The organism is Actinoplanes oblitus, from assembly GCF_030252345.1.
Classification (GTDB): domain Bacteria; phylum Actinomycetota; class Actinomycetes; order Mycobacteriales; family Micromonosporaceae; genus Actinoplanes; species Actinoplanes oblitus.
Genome location: NZ_CP126980.1, coordinates 564,121 through 581,405, shown reverse-complemented (window position 1 = coordinate 581,405; position 17,285 = coordinate 564,121). Strand labels below are relative to the sequence as shown.

The following is a 17,285-nucleotide window of genomic DNA, read 5'->3' as shown; positions in this document are numbered from 1 at the left end:
GACGACTGGCTGGCATGCTGGCGGTTTCCGCTGCCATCATCGCCGGCGGACCGTCGGCGGTCCACGCATCCAGCGCCGAGGAAGGCAATGCCACGACGACAATTACTCTCAATGACGGAACCGTCATCGAGAGCAATGCCGTCGCGAAGGTGATCGGCGCGGAAAACGCGAAACTCGCCTACCAACTCCTTCGCCCCGAAGAGAAGCGTGAGTTCGATCGCTTCATGCTTCCGGCGGAGAGCTTCGGCACCTCGGTCACCGAGCCGGCCGTCGACCAGGCGGTTCCGCAGCCGGCTTCGGACGCGGCCCCCGCCGATGACGTGACCAGAAGCCTTGCCGGCGTCTCCGCTCTGGCCGCGAAGGCGAAGAAGGGTTGCTGGACCACCAAGGCTCGGCTCGGCAACAAGGCAAAGGGCGGCAACACGCTGTTCACCTACTGGGTGGTCCTGAAGTGGTGTGCCGACGGCAAGAAGATCACCAAGGCCAGCATCGTCGAGGCGGACGGTGAGACCAGCACGCCTGGCTGGCGCTATGACGGCGTGAAGAACAAGGGCGCCAGGGTCGTGAACACCGTCTGGGCCCGCGGATTCGCCAAGCACAAGTTCATTCTCGGCCTGGCCGGCTGGGACGTGCAGAACGTCGACGCGTGCGTCCGCACGTTCGGGATGAACGACGGTTCGCAGGGCGTGCCGGACAAAGTTTGCAGCCTGTACGATTGATTGACGACAGCGAGCGGCCACCTGCAACTTCGACAACCTAGGAGACCTGCGTGGTCACTACCACTCCAGTGCAGGAAAGCGTCCGGAAAGCACCTGTCCGCGAGATTGTCAGCAGCTTTCTGGTCTTGCTCGCGGGTGCGATGCTGGCGGTCAACTTCCTTGTCGCCATTCCGGTGTCGCTGATAGCGCTCGCGGTCAGCACCGTGTCGGCAGTCACCGCGAAGAAATCGCGGGGTTTGTTGATCTTTCTCGCCGTCATGGCGGGAGCCCTGTCGGTCGCTGCGATTCTGATGGCGTTCTTCCTGGTGTCGGCGGACACCGTCGTGATCGAGAACTCGGTTTCCGAAACGAATCCCTGACACTCGGCGGACACTGTCGCGTTCTCCCGGAGTAAGCCCCTGGGCCGCTCCGGGAGAACCCGGCACCGGGAGGGCTGTCGGCCTGTGAGCGATGCTGTCACCGCGCCAGGTCACGCCCACGCGGCCGGTCAGGTCACGCCCGTGGCGGCCAGCACAGCGGCGCGCGGGCTGGACAGCACCACGCGGCCCGGCACCAGCGCGGCGACCGGTGCCAGACTCGGCTGAGCGAGCACGATCACGTCGGCCGTCACCTCCCGCAACCGGGCGGCCACCGCCCCGTGATACCGCTCCAGCTGGCCCGCCTCGAAAAACTCCCACGCCTCCAGGCACGGCACGAGCAGCAGATCGGCCCGCGGGTCCGTGTCCCGCAGCAGCGCTGCCGTCGGCTCCTGAGTGGACGCCACCGAGAACGCCACAGCGATCCGCCCGCCACCCGCCGCCTCGACCGCGGCCCGGGCCATCGGCCGGTCGGCGCGCAGCGCCCCGGCTCGCTCCGCTTCCGGCCCGATCGTCGAACAGGTGCAGACGATCACGTCAGCGCCGGCCAGCTCGGCCAGCCGCGCCCGCACCCGCTCCTCCACCGGCACCCCGGCCCGCGCGTCGGCCAGCAGGCTCGCGTCGACCAGATGCCGATCCGACCACCCCGGCGCCAGCTCGGCGACCAGCTCGTGGAACGTCGCCACGTGCACATCCGCGGTGTGCAGGAAACCGATCGTGCTCACTCGAACACCGTAGTGGCCGCCGGGACGCCCCGGGCCCGCGCGACCACCGTGGCCTCCGTCTCGATCAGCTCCCGCTGCGCCGCGCTGAACGCCCCGAACCCGGTCACCGTCAGGTCCACCCGTTTCTTCCCGGCCATCCGCGGCCGCCACACCCCGGCGATCTCCCCGTCGAGCAGCACCACGCCCGGGTTGCCCAGCACCCGCCACACCTCTTTCTGCCGCTCCCGGTCCGGGACCAGCAGGTCGCGATCGCGGCCCTGCAGCAGCGGGTCCATCGCCGGCAGCAGCCGCACCCCACGCGGGGTGGCCGCCGACTCCAGCGCCGACACCCGGTCGGCCGGCAACCAGGCTTTCCGCCCGTCGACGCGCACCTCCACCAGGCCGGCCGGCCACCTCGCCCGGATCTCGGCCGTTGGACTGAGCAGATATTTCGCCACCTCGGCCGGCCCCGCCGGACCGAGGAACCGCAGATAGGTGGTGATCAGCTCGTCGATGCCCTGATTGGCCTCCGGCAGCGCCGGCCGCGGTGCGTCGAGCGGCCCCAGCATCGCGTCCCGCCCCCGGGAGAGCACCTGGACGGCGCCCGGCAGCCCGGACTGCTGCCAGACGTTGCCGGCGATGTGCCGCGCTCCGCAGGCCTTGCAGTCATAGGTCAGCTCCCGGGGCACCCGCTTGCTCACCTCGGTGCTCACCTCGCCGCGCGGCATCGGCTCACGCACCACAGCACGGAACGCCTCGGCGGTGACCCGCAGCGCGGCGATGCCCAGTCGCATCCCGTCCGAGATCTGCCCGCTCTTGATCCGCGCTGCCGCGTCCGCGTCGCTGACCGGCCACAACCGGGCGGTGAGCGACTCGAGGTCGGCGCGCCGGTGCAGGTGTGGGGCGCCACGGGCCGCCCAGACGGTGACCAGCCGCTCGTCCTCCGACTGGGCGCTGGTGCGAGCCGCCAGGGCGACGTGCGTGGAGCCCGGCGTGTACTCCTGCACGCCCAGGTCGAGCACGGGCAGGTCGGCCGGGCGGGCATCGACACGCTCGGCCAGTCCCAGCGCGGCGACCCGGAAGGCCAGCACTTGCCTGCGGTCCACCTCGATCACGGGCCCCACCTCCACCGTTGGTCAGGTGCGACGACCGTACCGCCGGGCTGCGACATTTCTCAGGCGTTCCCGGCGGGCGCCGGGCAGGCCCGGCACGTACTCCCAGGTGTCCAGGCTGGTCGGGCCGTAGGGCCCCGCCTGCGGGATCGGCGGCTCGCCGGTCAGCCGATACCCGCACCGCCGGGCCACCGCGGTGCTCGCCGTGTTTCCCGGGTCGATGCGCAACAGCAACCGGCTCAGCCGGAGCGTGCCGCAGGCGTAGTCGGTGAGCAGCGACAACGCGGCCGCCGCCAGCCCGCGCCGCCGATAGGGCGCGCCCACCAGGTATCCCAGCTCGGCTTCGCGCAGCGTGGCATTGACCCCGAACAGCAGCACCTCGCCAAGCGGCGCACCACCGTCAGCGGTGATCGCGAGCTGTATCCGCCGCCCGGTCAGGCGACCCTGCCGCGCCCGTTTCAGATAGGCCAGCCCGGCCTCCACATCGAACGGCGACGGCATCGGCGTCCACCGCGCGATGTCCGGCTCGTCCAGGAGCGTGACGAGATCGCGCAGATCATCCGGGCGCCACTCGCGCAGCACGACACCATGACCCGCCAACCTCAGCGGGTGCGGCAGCGGGCTGGCGGTCACTCTTCAGATCCTGCCCATCAGGACCGTATGCGGCTAGTGGCGATCGACAGGTCACGCTCACCAATTCTCGACCGCCCATCCGTCGGATCATGGATCGCGCTCCGGAGCGCCCTCTGGGCGCTTTCTCCCGAGCCACCAGGCACTGCACGATTACCCCCATGTCACCCCTTTCCGGTACGCCCTCAGCCACCCCCGGCCAGCCGAACGCCTCGACCGCTCCCGCCCAGCCGATCGCCCCGGCCACTCCCGCCGAACCCAACAGCCCGGCCACTCCCGCCCAGCCGAACGCCCCGGCCACTCCCGCCGAACCCAACAGCCCGGCCACCCCCGCCGAGTGCAGCGTCGCTGGACCCGACACCCCGACCGACGCCGCCCGCCTCGGCCCGCCATCCGGCCCCGACGGCATCGGCACCACGGCGACCCACCCGGCACACGCCCAAGGGCACTGGGCGCGCTACAACGCCGGCCACGGCGACCGCGACATCCGGGAAACCCTCCGCCGAGCACTGGACCTGGCCGGGCCCGGACGCGACCGCACCGCCGTCGACCTGGGCTGCGGCGCCGGCCGCGAGACCCGCGCCCTGCTGGAGGCGGGCTGGCGGGTGCACGCCTACGACAGCGAACCCACCATGCTCTCCGCCACCGACCGAACCCACCCGGCCTTGACCGCCCACCTGCTCGCCTTCGAGCAGATCACCGAGCTGCCGCCCGCCGACCTGATCTACGCCGGCTACGCGCTGCCCTACCAGCCCCGCCACTCGTTCGATCGCTTGTGGACCCTGATCCGCGCGGCCCTGCGCCCGGCTGGCCTGATCGCCGTCGACCTGTTCGGCGTGCACGACGCCTGGGCCGGCTCGCCGAACATGACCTTCCTGACCGCCGCCGAAGCCGCCGCCCTGGCCACCGGCCTCACCACCGAACACTGGCACGAGGAGGACGAGGTGGGCCCCGCCTTCAGCGGCCCCAAACACTGGCACGTCTTCGAACTGATCGCCCGTCGCCGCTGACCCGCGTGCGCCGGCCACCGGACGAATCCCGGCAACGGTCCCGATGGCTCGCTGAAGGACCCGGAGAAGACGCTGACGCCCCGATCGGTGGCCGGGACCCGGTCGGTGGCCGGGACCCGGTCGGTGGGGCCGAGACGCCAGCCGTTGAAGGCGGAGAGGCTCACTGCGACGGTCATTTTCAGGTCGGCGGCCCATCGTTCAGCGACGCGTGACGACCGGAATGTCCAGTTTCTCGATCTTCGCCCGCCTACCCCGCCGAACCCGTCAGCCCGCCCTCCCCCAAGGGGGTAGCCCCCGCAATCAGTGTGGCGGAAGTGCGGCCGGGCGGACGGGCGGGCTGTGGACAAAGCTCAACTGTGGACAACCGCGGCGATCCGCCGTCAGCAGCTACACCTTGCGAGCGGTGATCTCGAAGCCAGCCGCCCGGAGCCGGTTCACCAGGGCGTCGCCGATGGCCGTCGCCGGGGTGAGGACGCCGCCCTCCGACGGCGGGAGGGCGTCCCGGTCCAGGACCAGGGCCAGCGCGGACTCGCCGAGCATGACCGCTGTCGCGGCGTAACCGGGGTCGCCCTTGGCGCGGACCCGGGCCGTGTACCGGGCGCCGGTGGTCGTCGTGGTGAAGATGTCCATGGTGAAGTGCCCGTTCTGCTGGACCTTCTCGCTCGGGCCCTCGCCGGGCTTGGGCAGGACGCGGTCCAGCAGGTAGCGGGTGGGCGGCACCGCGAGGCCGGCGACCAGGGCGCCCAGGCCGAGCTTGGTGCCGATGGCCAGGAGCGGGGAGAGCGGCGAGGCGCCGACGCTCATCGCCTCGCGATATCTGAAACCGCGACCGTACGCCCAGCCGCGCAGCGCGTTGGTCCGCCGCACCACCCGGGTGTTGTAGGAGGCCATCACGAACGGGGCGAGCCGGCCCCGCAGTTTCGGGTGCACCTCGGAGGCGGGGATCGTGTCCATGTCGCTCTGCCGGCCCAGCTTCGGCTCGGCGTGCCGGTCCGGGCTCAGCGAGTAGGGACTGCCGGCCACCTTGCGCAGCGACGGCTCCTTTTTCAGTACGTCGACCTGGTTGCGCATCGAGTCGATCGTCCCGCCGCTGAACCCGCCGCTCATGCTGGTCACCACCAGCGTGGTCTCGGTGAGTTCGCCCGCGCCGTCCTGTTCGACCCGCTGGTGCAGCACGTGCACGCCGAGATCGGACGGAATGGAGTCGAAGCCGCAGGAGTGGACGATCCGCGCACCGGTGCTGCGAGCGAGCTCGTGGTTCTCGTCGATGCTGTCCCGGGCGAACAGCACTTCTCCGGTCAGATCGACGTAGTCGGTGCCGGCGGCGGCGCAGGCGTGCGCGAGCGGACGCCCGTACTTGGCGTACGGCCCGACCGTCGTGATGACCACGCGTGTGCGGGCGGCGACCGTGGCCAGCGCTTCGGCGTCCGCGGCGTCGGCGATCAGGACCGGCCAGTCGACGTTCAGCCGGGACTTGACGTCCGCCAGTTTCGCGGCGGAGCGCCCCGCCAGGGCGATGCGGGTGCCGGCCGGCGCGTGCCCGGCGAGGTGTTTCGCCACCAGTGCCCCGACAAAGCCGGTGGCGCCGTAGACGACGACGTCGAAGTCTCGGGGGAGATCGCTCATGGTCGGAGATTGTGCACCCTATGCCTGGCTCGTAGGCAACCCGTGGGTAACAAAGATCGCGCCATGCAGCCAAAATGCGTCTGTCGCCCCGATCGCGCCCAGGGCAGAGGCGCACGGTGTGCGGGAGGAGCGCGCCCGGGCCGCCGATCACGCCGGAACGGCATGCGGGTGAAACTCCAAAAAGCAGGCTCTCTTTACCCACTGCGGACGCTGACAATCCCGCCCCGTCGGGCTTTTCCCCCGCATGGTGGACCACGGTGGTGGCAAGTCCCGGCGCGACTCAAGAACTCGGGGAGTTAGTCACACAAAGGAAGATCAAAGCGGCTAATTTGTGAGAACAAAGTCACCGGCCCCGCTTCCGGTCTTGGTCAGTTCCATGAAGCGGTGGCTACCGTCGACAGTCCGCAATTCGCGGACACCGTGGCCGGAACGCCGAGTCCTGCCTGCTGGTCACGGTCAACAACCCACAGGCATGGAGCGGGGGACCCACAGTTCCTCGGCGCGCTCTCCGGAGCGCACCTCGGGGTGAAGCCGCACTTCAAGCGGCCGGGCTCCTCGGCCCGAACCCGACAGCTCACCTCGCAGGCGTGGAGGAAAACTTCATGCTTCACCTGAACAAGCGGGTTCGTCGTGCCCTGTCCCGGCGAGCCCAGTCCCCGCGCGCCCTGAATCGGCCCGCACAGAGCAAGCGCACCACTCTCAAGCGCACTCTCGGCATCGCCATGGCCGGCCTGGCCGGCGCCATCGGCCTGCTCGCCGTCGAGGCGTCCCCGGCCAGCGCCGCCCCGAACGTGAACTGGGACGCCGTGGCCAAGTGCGAATCCGGTGGAAACTGGAGAATCAACACCGGGAATGGCTATTACGGCGGTTTGCAGTTCAGCCGGGGCACCTGGCGGGCGCACGGCGGCAGCAAATACGGCTCCACCGCCAATCTGGCCTCCAAGAGCGAGCAGATCCTGGTCGCCGAGCGGGTGCTGCGCAACCAGGGCATCGGTGCCTGGCCCACATGCGGACGTCGCGGCCTCACCAAGGCGCGTAAGAGCACGTCGGTGGGCCCCTACCGCCTGGCGTCCTACACGACGCCGCTGAAGGCGACCCGCACCTACGTGGTGAGGCGCGGCGACACCCTGTCCGGCATCGCCGCGCGTTACCGCGTCAAGGGCGGATGGAAGGCCCTTTACCGCGCCAATGCGAGTCGCCTGAGCAGCCCGAACCGGCTTCGGGTGGGCCAGCCTCTGGCGATCTGAGGTCAGGACCGACCCAGCTCCGGGTGGTCCAGCACGCGCAACCAGGAGCCGTCGGGCTGACGGCGGACGACCTGTGCCCGCGCCCCGGCTCCGTCTTTCGGCGGGGTCGAGGTGAGGGCCAGGTCGCCGCTGATCAGCGTGGGCAGCGGGGTCTCGGGCTCGAAAGCCGGCATTTTCGGCAGGAGCTCCGCCCACAGCTTCTGGATCGCGGCGCGGCCGACGGTCTCGCTGCCTGGCGGATAGGCCATCACGGCGTCCTCCTCATACAGCAGCGCGAGGCCCTCGGCGTCTTTGGCATTGGCGCGCTCGACGAACAAACGGGTCAAGTCCTCCGGGTGCATTGCCTTCTCTCGTTCGCTCATGACTCCACCTTGCCGCGCGTGGCTCCACAAGTCCAACGAATGGTTTTCATACCTACTACAATCAGGACTCATGGATCTGCGGCAGCTGGAGTACTTCGTCGCGGTCGCCGAGACCGGCAGCTTCACCCGGGCCGCGACCCGGGTGCACATCACCCAGTCCGGGGTGAGTGCCCAGATCAAGGCGCTGGAGCAGGAGCTCGGCGCGGAGCTCTTCGACCGCAGCGGCCGGGTTGCCCGGCTGACCGAGGCCGGCTCGGCGGCGCTGCGGCACGCCCGGGCGGCACTCGATTCGACACTGGACCTGCGGGACGCGATCGACGACGTCAAGGGGCTGGTCCGGGGCCGGCTGACCATCGGGATGGTGATCGGCTGCGAGGTGGCGCCGCTGTTCGACGCGCTCGCCGGGTTCCACCGTGAGCATCCCGGCATCGAGCTGGAGCTGGCCGAGGCGAACTCGGATCACCTGGTCGCCGGGGTGCGCGCCGGCAGCCTCGACGTCGCCCTGGCCGGGCTGGCCGGCGAGCCACCCGACCATCTCGCCTCCCGGATCATCGCGAGCGAGCGTCTGGTGGCGCTGACCGCGCCAGGCAGTGAACTCGCTGCTCGGGGCAGTGTCACTGTCACCGGGCTCACCGCGTACGAAATAATCTGCCTGCCGGAAGGGACCGGCATCCGGGACGTTCTGGATCGGGCCTTCGCCGGGGTGACCGGGCTGCGACCGGCGGTCGCGCTCGTCGCCACCTCGCCGGACACCGTGGCCGGCCTGGCCCGCCGCGGCCTGGGGGTCGCCGTGCTCAGCGAGTCGATTGCCGCCGCGCATCCGGACCTGGTCAGCATCCCGGTCGACGGGGTCGGCATCGCGGCGCTGCTCGCGCTGGTCTGGCAGGACCGGGCAAGTCCGGCGCTGTCCGCCTTCCTGCGTCACTGCGACGCGGCCTTCCGCTGACCGCGACATGACGGCAGCCCCCGCCGCGACGCGACGGGGGCTGCCGGCGGAACTACGACAGCGGGACTACTTCGTGATCCGCTGTGTGTGGGTCGCGACGAACGACTGGTTGCCCGCCTTGTCGGTCGCCCACCAGGAGACCTTCAGCGTGCCCTTGTCGACACCGGAGACCGCAGCGTGCCACCCGAAGAACGGGTCGAGCAGCGCGTTCACCGCCGTGGCGCGAGCCGACGCGTCCTTCTCCGAGGAGGCGACGGTCCAGGTACCGGCCGCGTAGTAGTACCACTTGCCGGACCGCTGCTCGATCAGCTTCACCGAGACGGTGTCGACACCCGAGCCGAGGTCGACGACAGTGCCGTTGACCTGCTGCCAGGAGGCTGCCCGGTCGGCGTCCCGGGGCAGGGTCAGACCGGCCACCGGGGCGATGATGTCCTTGACCACCAGCACCGAGCCGACCTTGACGGTCTGACCGGCGCCGGCCGCGTTGACCGGGGTCACGGTGACGGTGAAGCTGCCACCCTTGGCGTACGCGTGGGTCAGGCCGCCGACCGTGCCGTCACCCCAGTTGACCCGGAAGCTGTCGGCACCGGTGACCCCGCTGGGCTGCACGGTGACCGTCTCGCCGGACCACGCCAGGCACTTGTCCAGTGTGTACTTGCCGGTCTGGGCGGCCACCACCACGGTGCCGCCGGAGACGGTCGCGGTGTTGCCGGCCTCGTCGGTCAGCGCCACCGTGATCGTGTAGCTGCCGGCCGCGGCGTACGCGTGAGCCGCCTTGGTGGCACCGGCCTCGAGCGTCTCCGCCGCGCTGCCGTCGCCCCAGCTCACCACCTGCTTGATCGTCCCGGCCGCGGTCACGTCGTCGGAGAGCGCCGACTGCGTGAGAGTCACCGTCTGGCCCGGCCAGATCGCTGCCGCGTTCACCGCGTACGTCCCGGTCGGCGCCGTGGTGTCGAAGACACCCGCGGTGCTGCGCGGCTTGGCGTCCGCGGTGATCGGGGAGTGCTTGGCGAAGTAGTTGACCAGCATGGTCAGGTCGTTGTCACCGGTGGTGATCCGGTTGGTGCCCTTGCCCAGGGTGGTGAAGTTGTCGCCACCGGCGGCCAGGAAGGAGTTCGACGTCACCCGGTACGTGCCGTTCGGGTCCAGGGTGACCCCGTTCAGCTTCAGCGACGACGCGATGATCCGCGACCCGCGCGGCTGGTTCACGTCGTAGGAGTAGGTGAGGCCCTTGGACGAGCCCAGGTGCAGCACCGGGCGGGACGCCCCGGCCGGCTGCCACTGCTCCTCGAGCACCTGCTTGATCTGGGCACCGGTGAGGGTCTGGGTGACCACGTCGTTGGCGAACGGCTGTACCGCGAATGCCTGCGAGTAGGTGACCGTCCCGTCGGTGCCGTAGAGCAGGTCGTTGCGCAGGCCGCCCGGGTTCATGAAGGCGATCTGCGCGCCGCCGCGACCGGCGTCGCTGGTCTGGTCGAGCTGCACGTCGGCGATGAAGTTGCCCATCACCGACTCGGCGCCGCGGTCCTCGGACCCGGTCGCCGAGTACGCCCGCTTGATGTCCGCCGTGATCGAGCCGAGCTTCTGCTTGCCCAGCTCGGCAGCTGTCGTCTTGGCCGCGGCCACGATGCCCGCGACGGTGCTGTTCTCCGGGTAGCCCTTGACGTCGAGCAGCTCGGCGGTCGAGCCGGTGACCGACTTGGTCGCCGGGTCGTAGGTGACGACCGCGCGGCCCAGGCGCAGGCCGTAGTCCTCGGCCTGGAGCACCGGACGGGTCTTGCCGGTGCCCGGGACGGGGATCTCGAAGGCGTACGGCTGGTGCGTGTGCCCGCTGAAGATCACGTCGATGTCCGCGCTGACCCTGGTGAAGTCCCCGAAGACCGAGTCCTTCTGGAGCGCGTCGGCGGTGGTGATGTTCTCGGTCGCCGCGCCCTCGTGGGCCAGCAGGACGAGGACGTCCGCCTCCCCGTTGGCCGCGTCACCGTCGGAGAGCTGCGCCGCGACGGCGTTCGCCTCGGCCACCGGGTCGTGGAACTCGACGTTCTTGATGCCGTCCGGGCTGACCAGCGTGGAGGTCTGCTCGGTGACCACACCGATGTATCCGACCTTGACGGCGTTCACGGTCTGCACCGAGTACGCCGGCAGCGCCCGCTTGCCGTCGAGGTAGACGTTGGCGCCCAGGTACGGGAACTTGGCCCGGTCCCGCACCCGGCCGGTCAGGTCGGCGATGCCCTTGTCGAACTCGTGGTTGCCGGCCGCCGAGACGGCCAGGCCACCGGCGTTCAGCGCGTCGATCGTCGGGTTGTCGCTGTCGATCGCCGAGATGAAGGTGGAGGCGCCGATGTTGTCACCGGCCGAGCTCCAGATGGTGTTCGGGTTCTCCGCGCGCAGCTTGTCGACCAGGCCGACGAGCTGGGCAGCGCCACCGGTGCCGGCGGTCGGCGCCTCGAGCCGGCCGTGGAAGTCGTTGATGTTCAGCAGCTGCAGGTCGACCGGCTTGGGCGCGCCGGTGTCCAGGCCGATCACCACCGGGTCGTGGTCGCTGGCCCGGTACGGGGTGGCGCTGTAGAACGGCGCGTACCCGGTGTACTGGTAGGCGTACGACTCGACCGAGTTGATGTTCCAGATGTCGACGCCGGTGACCCGCTCGGTCAGCGACGGCGTGGTCAGCGCGTGGTCCAGGGAACCGGACTCGCCACCGAAGACGTACGACGACTTGCCGGGCGCCTTGGTGGTGTGCACGTCGGTGTAGCCGGCGCCGTAGAGGACCTGCATCGGGTCCTCCTGGGTGTACGAGTTGAAGTCACCCAGCAGGATCACCTTGTCGGTGCCGCTGTCCTTCTCGACGCCCTTGACGAACTCGACCAGCGACGCGGCCTGGCGCTTGCGGTCGCCGTTGTACGGGCCCTGCCCGTCACCGGCGTCCACATTGTCACCGGTCGGCGTCACCGAGGCGCTCTTCGACTTGAGGTGGTTGGCCACCACGGTGAAGTCGATGCTGCCCGCGGTGAACGTCTGCGCGATCGGCTCGCGGGCGTTCGACCACACGGTCTCGTCGCTCAGCGACCGGGACGCGCCCTTCGGCGTGACCTTGGCCGGCTTGAAGATGATGGCCGTGGTGATCAGGTCCTGCTCGGCCGGGCCGGGCAGCTCGGCCGGGGTGCGGACGTAGTCCCAGGTGCCCGCACCGTCCCGCTCGTTCAGCGCGCCGACCAGGGTCTTCAGCGCCAGCTGGGGGTCGTTCGGCTCGAACCGGACCGAGTTCTCGATCTCCATGAGGGCTACCACGTCGGCGTCCAGCGAGGAGATCGCCGAGACGATCTTCGCCTGCTGCTTCGCCAGCGCCGCGGCGTCGGTGGCACCACGCGCGTCGCCACCGAAGTGCACGAAGTAGTTCAGCACGTTGAAGCTGGCCACCTTGATGTCGCCGCCCACGGCCGCCGGGGCGGCGGTACGCGGGTTGCTCGCGGTAAAGGTGGTCCGGTTCGCGGCCGGGGTGGTGGCGTCGACCGGGGTGGTCGGCTCCAGCAGCCAGTCGCCGTAGGCGTAGTCGAGCACCAGCGGCCCGAACGAGGCGACCGTGTCGCCGGTCCGGACCGGCGCGTCCTTGCTGATGTACGGCGGCGCGAGGTTCGCCGTCGACAGGTTGGTGGTCTTGCCGTCGTCCAGCAGGATCCGGCCGTCGCGGTTCGCGGCCTTCAGCTTCTTGGCCTCGTCGCTGCCCGGCTTGGCCACGTCGGTCGGCACCTTCGCCACCGAGTCGCCGGCGGTCAGGACCAGCTCGCCGTAGTTGTTCACCGGGTAGGTGTCCGACACCGTGTACTTGCCGGTCGGGGCGACCAGCATGCCCTCGACGGCCTCGCGCACGGCGTCGCCGGCCGGCAGGCTCAGCGGGACGGCGGCCGGCACGGTCACACCGGTGGCGCAGACCTGGGTGTCGCTCTTGGCGCCCAGGGTCAGCTCGGTGAGCCCGTTGAACTCGGTGACCGTGCCGGTCACCCGCGCCTTGTCACCGATGCTCACGGCGGGCAGGTTCGCGGTGCTGCCGTAGACCAGGACCGCGTCCGACGCGGTGCCCGAGTGGGTTCCGCCGGTGCCCTCGGTCTGCAGGTAGAAGCCGTTGAACCCGCCGGTGGTGTGCACCGCGGTGACCACGCCCTCGACGGTCACCTTGCTGCCGGCCAGCGGCGACGCGGCGCCCGGGCCCTGCACCTCGGCGATGGTGTTGGTGACCGGGGTGGTGCAGCCGGTCGGCTGCGGCTCCGGCTCGGTGGTCCCACCGCCGTTCAGCGTGCCGAACGAGCTGGTGGCCGGGGCCTGCCAGGTGCCGTTGACCTTCTGCAGCGACGACCCGACCGGGGTGCTGCTGGTCTCGGCCACGCCGATGTCGGTGCTGGTCTGGCCGGCGGCCGGGCCGCTGGTGGCGGCGAAGCTGCCCTCGTAGCTGACGAACTCGGCGACCGTGCCGTCCGGCTTGACCAGGGCCACCCCGTCCGGGGCGCCGTTCTGGAGGCCGTCGGTGGGGTAGGTCTGCACGACCACGCCGGCCGCCGGAACGGCGCCGCTCAGGGTGGCCGCGGTGCCGTAAGTGCCGCCACCGGTGCCGTTGTACAGGACGACCTGCCAGCCGGTCAGGTCATATCCGACCGGGGCCTGGACCTCGATCGCCTCGCCGCTGTCCGAGCCGACGTTGTCGTAGTGGATCTCGCTGATGAACGGGATGTCCGCCTCGGCCGCGAAGGCCGGCCCGGAGAAGCCAAGAGTCAGCGCGGTCGCGAGAGCCGCGGCGCCAAGGGCTCGAAGAGCCTGTGGGCTCGCGGCCGCGCTCACGCTGCGTTGATATGGACGCATCGAAATAGGTCCTCCGATGGAAGTGAGTGCGCCGGAGCGTAGGTACGTACGATGACGTTCCTTTCTCGATTAGGTAACGGAAAGGGGGTCGGCCCACGAAGGACGGCCTCGAATCACCCCTAAACGACCATTCAAGAGGCGCTCTCTGGGGCGTCCGTCTGTCCATTACGGACTGTTACCTGTCGGCTGTCTATACAGCGCGTGACGATACGTTCCCGTCGCGACGCGCCAAACCAGGTAGCGGCAGTGTTTCGTACGCCCGGAGCGCCCGCCGCCGAATCCGGCGAATGACCGCGAAGTTCCCTCGGCCACGTCAGCCGCATTGGCGGAACGTGTCACCCGTTCGGGTGACATGTGAGTCGCCCGATCGACGCGACGGCATGGGCCGCGGGGCCCGGCCACCCGGGGCGGACGCTGCGGAGATGCGGTCGCCCGCGCGTGGGATCAGCCACAATAGACGTCGCTAGATGCAAGTTGCAACGCTATGCAATCAGATGACTACTCTCTGACACTCGTGCGCAACGGGGCGTCGGTAGCCGCGCGGCAGGGAGGCCATCATGAACCACGGTGAACGACAGCTGCAGGACCAACTCGGCACCCGGGAGCGCGCCGACGCCTTCGCCGCGCGGCAGACCCTGCACCACCTCAACGACCGGATGCGCCGCTTCATCGGCCGGCAGGAGATGATGTTCCTGGCCACCGCCGACCCGAGCGGCCGTTGCGACAGCACCTTCCGGGCCGGGCCGCCCGGCTTCGTCCGGGTGCTCGACGAGGAACACCTCAGCTGGCCCGAGTACCGGGGCAACGGGGTGATGGCGAGCCTCGGGAACATCACCGACAACGGTCACGTCGGGCTGCTCTTCATCGACTTCCAGGAGGTCATCGGCCTGCACGTGAACGGCACCGCGGAGATCGTCGAGGACCCGGACGAGCGGCCGGGCACGCCGCCCGGACTCCGCGCGCGGCTGTGGGTGGTCGCCCGGGTGCAGGAGGCCTACATCCACTGCGCGAAGCACATCCCGCGGATGTTGAAGGTCCCTCGGCAGCGGAGCCGGCACCCGGAGTCGGAACAGCGCCTCAAGAAGAGCGACTACTTCGTCCCGGCCCCGGCCGGCCGGTCCTGCGCCCTGCATCCGGTGCCGGGCGAGCAGGCCTGACGAGCGGCTCAGTGCTCGCAGTTGACCCGCGTGTCGTGTGCCGTCGCCACACATCGGTCGCCGGCGGTGCCGTTGACGCCGCCGTCGAGCCGGTCGGCGACGGCCGGCCCCTCGTCCCCGCCGAGCAGGACGTCGTCACCCGCGTCGCCGTACACGGTGTCGCGACCGGCCAGCCCCTCCAACTGGTCGTCACCCCCGCCGCCGTGGATGACGTCGTTCCCCCCGCGTCCGCCGATGACGTTGGCGGCGTTGTTGCCGGTGAGCCGGTCGCTCTTGTTGCCACCGGTGAGGTTCTCGACGTCGGCGCCGACGGTGTCGTGCTCGCCGGCCTGCCCGTCGTCGCGACTCGCGCCGTCCAGGTCGACAGTGATCGGCTCGTCGCTGGTGCTGTAGTCGACGAGATCGACGTCAGGGCCACCGAGCAGGACGTCCGACGCCACGCAGGGCCCGAAGTCCGCGCCCCGGTAACAGTCGTCCCCCTGCAGGGTGTCCGGGCCGTAGCCGCCCTCGATGCGGTCCCGCCCTGGGCCGCCGAAGATCAGGTCGGACCCGTCCTCGCCGTAGAGCTTGTCGTTGCCGGTCTCGCCGTTGATGAGGTCGCTGCCGCCGTCGCCGTGGATGACGTCGTTGCCGGAGTTCTTGCTGCTCGAGTCCTCGATGTTGTCGGCGCCGTCGCCGCCGCGGACCAGGTCGTCGCCGTCCCAGCCGTTCAGGTAGTCGTCGCCACCGCGGCCGTAGAGCTTGTCGGCGCCGTCGTCGCCGGCGATCCGGTCACCCCGCGACCCGCCGTAGACCCGGTCGTTGCCGGTGCCACTCGCCGCGGTCATCCGCACGTCGGTGTTGTTGACGATCGAGTCGCCGCGGTCGTAGGTGTAGACCCGGACCCGGGTGGGCGCCGTCCTCGTGGTGCAGCGGACCTTGGTCTGGTCCACCTTCTTGCAGCCCCGGCCCGGCGTGATCGCCACGACGTCGTCGATCGTGATGCTGTTTCCCGAGCGGGTCACCACGACCTTGTTCCGCTTGCCCTTGGCCGCCTTGTACTGCACCTTGCTCGTCTCGACCACGGCTGCCGTACCGGCCGACGCCGCCTGCGCCGGCGACGCGAACGCGGCCACGGAGGCCGTGCTGAACAGGGTCATGCCGAGCGCGGCAAGCCGCACGTGGTAACGCATGGGGATCCTCCGGGGCGATCCGGCGGTTCCGATCACCGCGCGGCCGGGCGATCATAGAACGCTACCGTTCCGGCCCGCTGCCCCGGCGCGGTCCGCTGAGGTCCGGGCTCGCTCCCGATTTCGGTTCGCCCGCGGCACCTCGCCGTCCCCATTGCCGAGCTGAGTTTTTTACCTGGTGATGTAACGCACTCGGATCGTCGTTGAAGTTTCAAGAGCAACCGGCGAATAGTGTTGGTGAAACTTCAACAACCGTGGGGGTTGCGATGACGGTGACGATCGGCCAGGCGACAGCGCAGGTGAGGCCTCCGGCGGCGCGAGTCCGTACCCGGGTAACGGTGCCACTGGAGTTTCCGGATGGCTACCACACCACCGCCGAGGTGTTCACCTTCATCGGCCTCGCCGACGGGCGCGAGCACCTGGCACTCGGCCTCGGCGACTGGCGCAACGCCACGAACCCCCTGGTCCGCCCGCACAGCGAGTGCCTCACCGGGGACGTCTTCGGCAGCCAGCGCTGCGACTGCGGCCCGCAGCTGCGGGAGGCCGCCGAGCGGATCACCGAAGCGGGCGGGATCCTGCTCTACCTGCGTCAGGAGGGTCGCGGAATCGGCCTGTACGCGAAACTGGACGCGTACGCTCTGCAGGACACCGGGTTGGACACGTATCAGGCGAACCTCGCGCTCGGACACGGCGAGGACGAGCGGGACTACACCGCCGCGGCGCAGATGCTGCACGCGCTGGACGTGGACCGGATCCGGCTGCTCAGCAACAACCCGGACAAGGCCGGGCAACTCGGTGACCTCGGCGTCGAGGTGACCGAGCAGATCCGCACGGGTGTTCATCTGTCCGAAGCGAACGCCCGCTACCTTGCTGCCAAGCGCGACCACACCGCGCACACCCTCGACCTGACCGGTGCCGCATGACGCTTCCGACCGAGGCCGACCGCTTCTGGACACGATCGGCCATCGACCTCTCCCGGCTCTCCCCTCCGTCGCCGACGCACTACGCGGTCGGCGCGGTGGTGGTCGGCGCGGCCGGCAACCCGATGGCGACCGGGTACACCGGGGAGACCGACCCGCACTTCCACGCCGAGGAGGAGGCGCTCGCCAAGCTGGCCGGGCGCGGTCTCGATCTGGCCGGGGCGACGATGTACACCTCCCTGGAGCCGTGCACCACCCGCAAGTCCCGGCCGGTCTCGTGCACCGAGCTGATCCTGGCCTCCGGCATCCGCCGGGTGGCGCTGGCGCTGCGCGAGCCGCTGCACTTCGCCGACTGCACCGGCGTGGAGACCCTGCGGGCGCACGGCGTCGAGGTGCTCGAGATCACCGACCTGGGTGAGGCGGTGCGGGACATCAACGCCCACGTGATGGGGATGCAGACCACATGACTCAGGAGG

At 70.1% G+C, this 17,285-nt stretch carries 15 protein-coding genes and 1 riboswitch; of the genes, 8 read left to right on the top strand and 7 right to left on the bottom strand.

Annotated elements, in window-relative coordinates; genetic code table 11:
* Positions 1 to 14 precede the first annotated feature (14 nt).
* Both Actob_RS02585 and Actob_RS02580 read left to right on the top strand, forming a co-directional pair.
* A complete protein-coding gene (locus Actob_RS02585; RefSeq protein WP_284918366.1) occupies positions 15 to 719 on the top strand; it encodes a hypothetical protein in 705 nt (234 codons plus the stop codon).
* A 50-nt stretch (positions 720 to 769) separates the two neighbouring features.
* Positions 770 to 1,078, top strand: coding sequence for a hypothetical protein (locus Actob_RS02580; RefSeq protein ID WP_284918365.1), 309 nt, complete (start codon positions 770 to 772; stop codon positions 1,076 to 1,078).
* A gap of 128 nt (positions 1,079 to 1,206) precedes the next feature.
* On the opposite strand, the gene Actob_RS02575 is transcribed toward Actob_RS02580, so the two are convergent.
* The 3 genes from Actob_RS02575 to Actob_RS02565 are packed head-to-tail and all read right to left on the bottom strand — an operon-like array spanning position 1,207 to position 3,524.
* A complete protein-coding gene (locus Actob_RS02575; RefSeq protein WP_284918364.1) occupies positions 1,207 to 1,800 on the bottom strand; it encodes a hypothetical protein in 594 nt (197 codons plus the stop codon).
* Complete coding sequence (locus tag Actob_RS02570) at positions 1,797 to 2,894, bottom strand: DNA glycosylase AlkZ-like family protein (protein ID WP_284918363.1); 1,098 nt, start codon at positions 2,892 to 2,894, stop codon at positions 1,797 to 1,799. The genes Actob_RS02575 and Actob_RS02570 overlap by 4 nt, the downstream gene beginning before the upstream one ends.
* A 21-nt stretch (positions 2,895 to 2,915) precedes the next feature.
* Positions 2,916 to 3,524, bottom strand: coding sequence for a GNAT family N-acetyltransferase (locus Actob_RS02565; protein ID WP_284918362.1), 609 nt, complete (start codon positions 3,522 to 3,524; stop codon positions 2,916 to 2,918).
* A 158-nt stretch (positions 3,525 to 3,682) separates the two neighbouring features.
* On the opposite strand from Actob_RS02565, the gene Actob_RS02560 reads away from it, so the two are divergent.
* Entirely contained in the window at positions 3,683 to 4,531 is an 849-nt protein-coding gene (locus tag Actob_RS02560; protein ID WP_284918361.1) for a class I SAM-dependent methyltransferase, read from the top strand.
* A gap of 387 nt (positions 4,532 to 4,918) precedes the next feature.
* On the opposite strand, the gene Actob_RS02555 is transcribed toward Actob_RS02560, so the two are convergent.
* Positions 4,919 to 6,157, bottom strand: a complete 1,239-nt coding sequence (locus Actob_RS02555) for a saccharopine dehydrogenase family protein (protein ID WP_284918360.1) — start codon at positions 6,155 to 6,157, stop codon at positions 4,919 to 4,921.
* Between the two features lie 428 nt (positions 6,158 to 6,585).
* Positions 6,586 to 6,760: riboswitch (cyclic di-AMP (ydaO/yuaA leader) on the top strand.
* Here Actob_RS02555 and Actob_RS02550 point away from each other — a divergent pair.
* The gene (locus Actob_RS02550) at positions 6,760 to 7,404 is read left to right on the top strand and encodes a LysM peptidoglycan-binding domain-containing protein (RefSeq protein ID WP_407653684.1); all 645 of its coding nucleotides are present in this window, start codon (positions 6,760 to 6,762) and stop codon (positions 7,402 to 7,404) included. (Overlaps the previous riboswitch by 1 nt.)
* Positions 7,405 to 7,406: 2 nt before the next feature.
* Here the strand turns inward: Actob_RS02550 and Actob_RS02545 are convergent, their stop codons facing one another.
* Positions 7,407 to 7,745 (bottom strand): YybH family protein, encoded by a 339-nt coding sequence (locus Actob_RS02545; protein WP_284922215.1) that lies wholly within the window; start codon positions 7,743 to 7,745, stop codon positions 7,407 to 7,409.
* Positions 7,746 to 7,836: 91 nt separating this feature from the next.
* Here Actob_RS02545 and Actob_RS02540 point away from each other — a divergent pair, with 91 nt between their 5' ends.
* Positions 7,837 to 8,712 (top strand): LysR family transcriptional regulator, encoded by an 876-nt coding sequence (locus Actob_RS02540; protein ID WP_284918359.1) that lies wholly within the window; start codon positions 7,837 to 7,839, stop codon positions 8,710 to 8,712.
* Between the two features lie 66 nt (positions 8,713 to 8,778).
* On the opposite strand, the gene Actob_RS02535 is transcribed toward Actob_RS02540, so the two are convergent.
* A complete protein-coding gene (locus Actob_RS02535; RefSeq protein ID WP_284918358.1) occupies positions 8,779 to 13,542 on the bottom strand; it encodes an ExeM/NucH family extracellular endonuclease in 4,764 nt (1,587 codons plus the stop codon).
* 578 nt (positions 13,543 to 14,120) lie between these two features.
* On the opposite strand from Actob_RS02535, the gene Actob_RS02530 reads away from it, so the two are divergent.
* Positions 14,121 to 14,720, top strand: a complete 600-nt coding sequence (locus tag Actob_RS02530; protein ID WP_284918356.1) for a pyridoxamine 5'-phosphate oxidase family protein — start codon at positions 14,121 to 14,123, stop codon at positions 14,718 to 14,720.
* Positions 14,721 to 14,728: 8 nt separating this feature from the next.
* Here the strand turns inward: Actob_RS02530 and Actob_RS02525 are convergent, their stop codons facing one another.
* Complete coding sequence (locus Actob_RS02525; RefSeq protein ID WP_284918355.1) at positions 14,729 to 15,892, bottom strand: calcium-binding protein; 1,164 nt, start codon at positions 15,890 to 15,892, stop codon at positions 14,729 to 14,731.
* Between the two features lie 263 nt (positions 15,893 to 16,155).
* Between Actob_RS02525 and Actob_RS02520 the strand changes: the two genes are divergently transcribed.
* Together Actob_RS02520 and Actob_RS02515 are read left to right on the top strand one after the other, a co-directional pair.
* Positions 16,156 to 16,812, top strand: a complete 657-nt coding sequence (locus Actob_RS02520; RefSeq protein WP_284918354.1) for a GTP cyclohydrolase II — start codon at positions 16,156 to 16,158, stop codon at positions 16,810 to 16,812.
* Positions 16,809 to 17,276: a cytidine/deoxycytidylate deaminase family protein gene (locus Actob_RS02515; RefSeq protein ID WP_284918353.1), complete on the top strand. Its 468-nt coding sequence runs from the start codon at positions 16,809 to 16,811 to the stop codon at positions 17,274 to 17,276. The genes Actob_RS02520 and Actob_RS02515 overlap by 4 nt, the downstream gene beginning before the upstream one ends.
* The last annotated feature ends 9 nt before the right edge of the window (positions 17,277 to 17,285 follow it).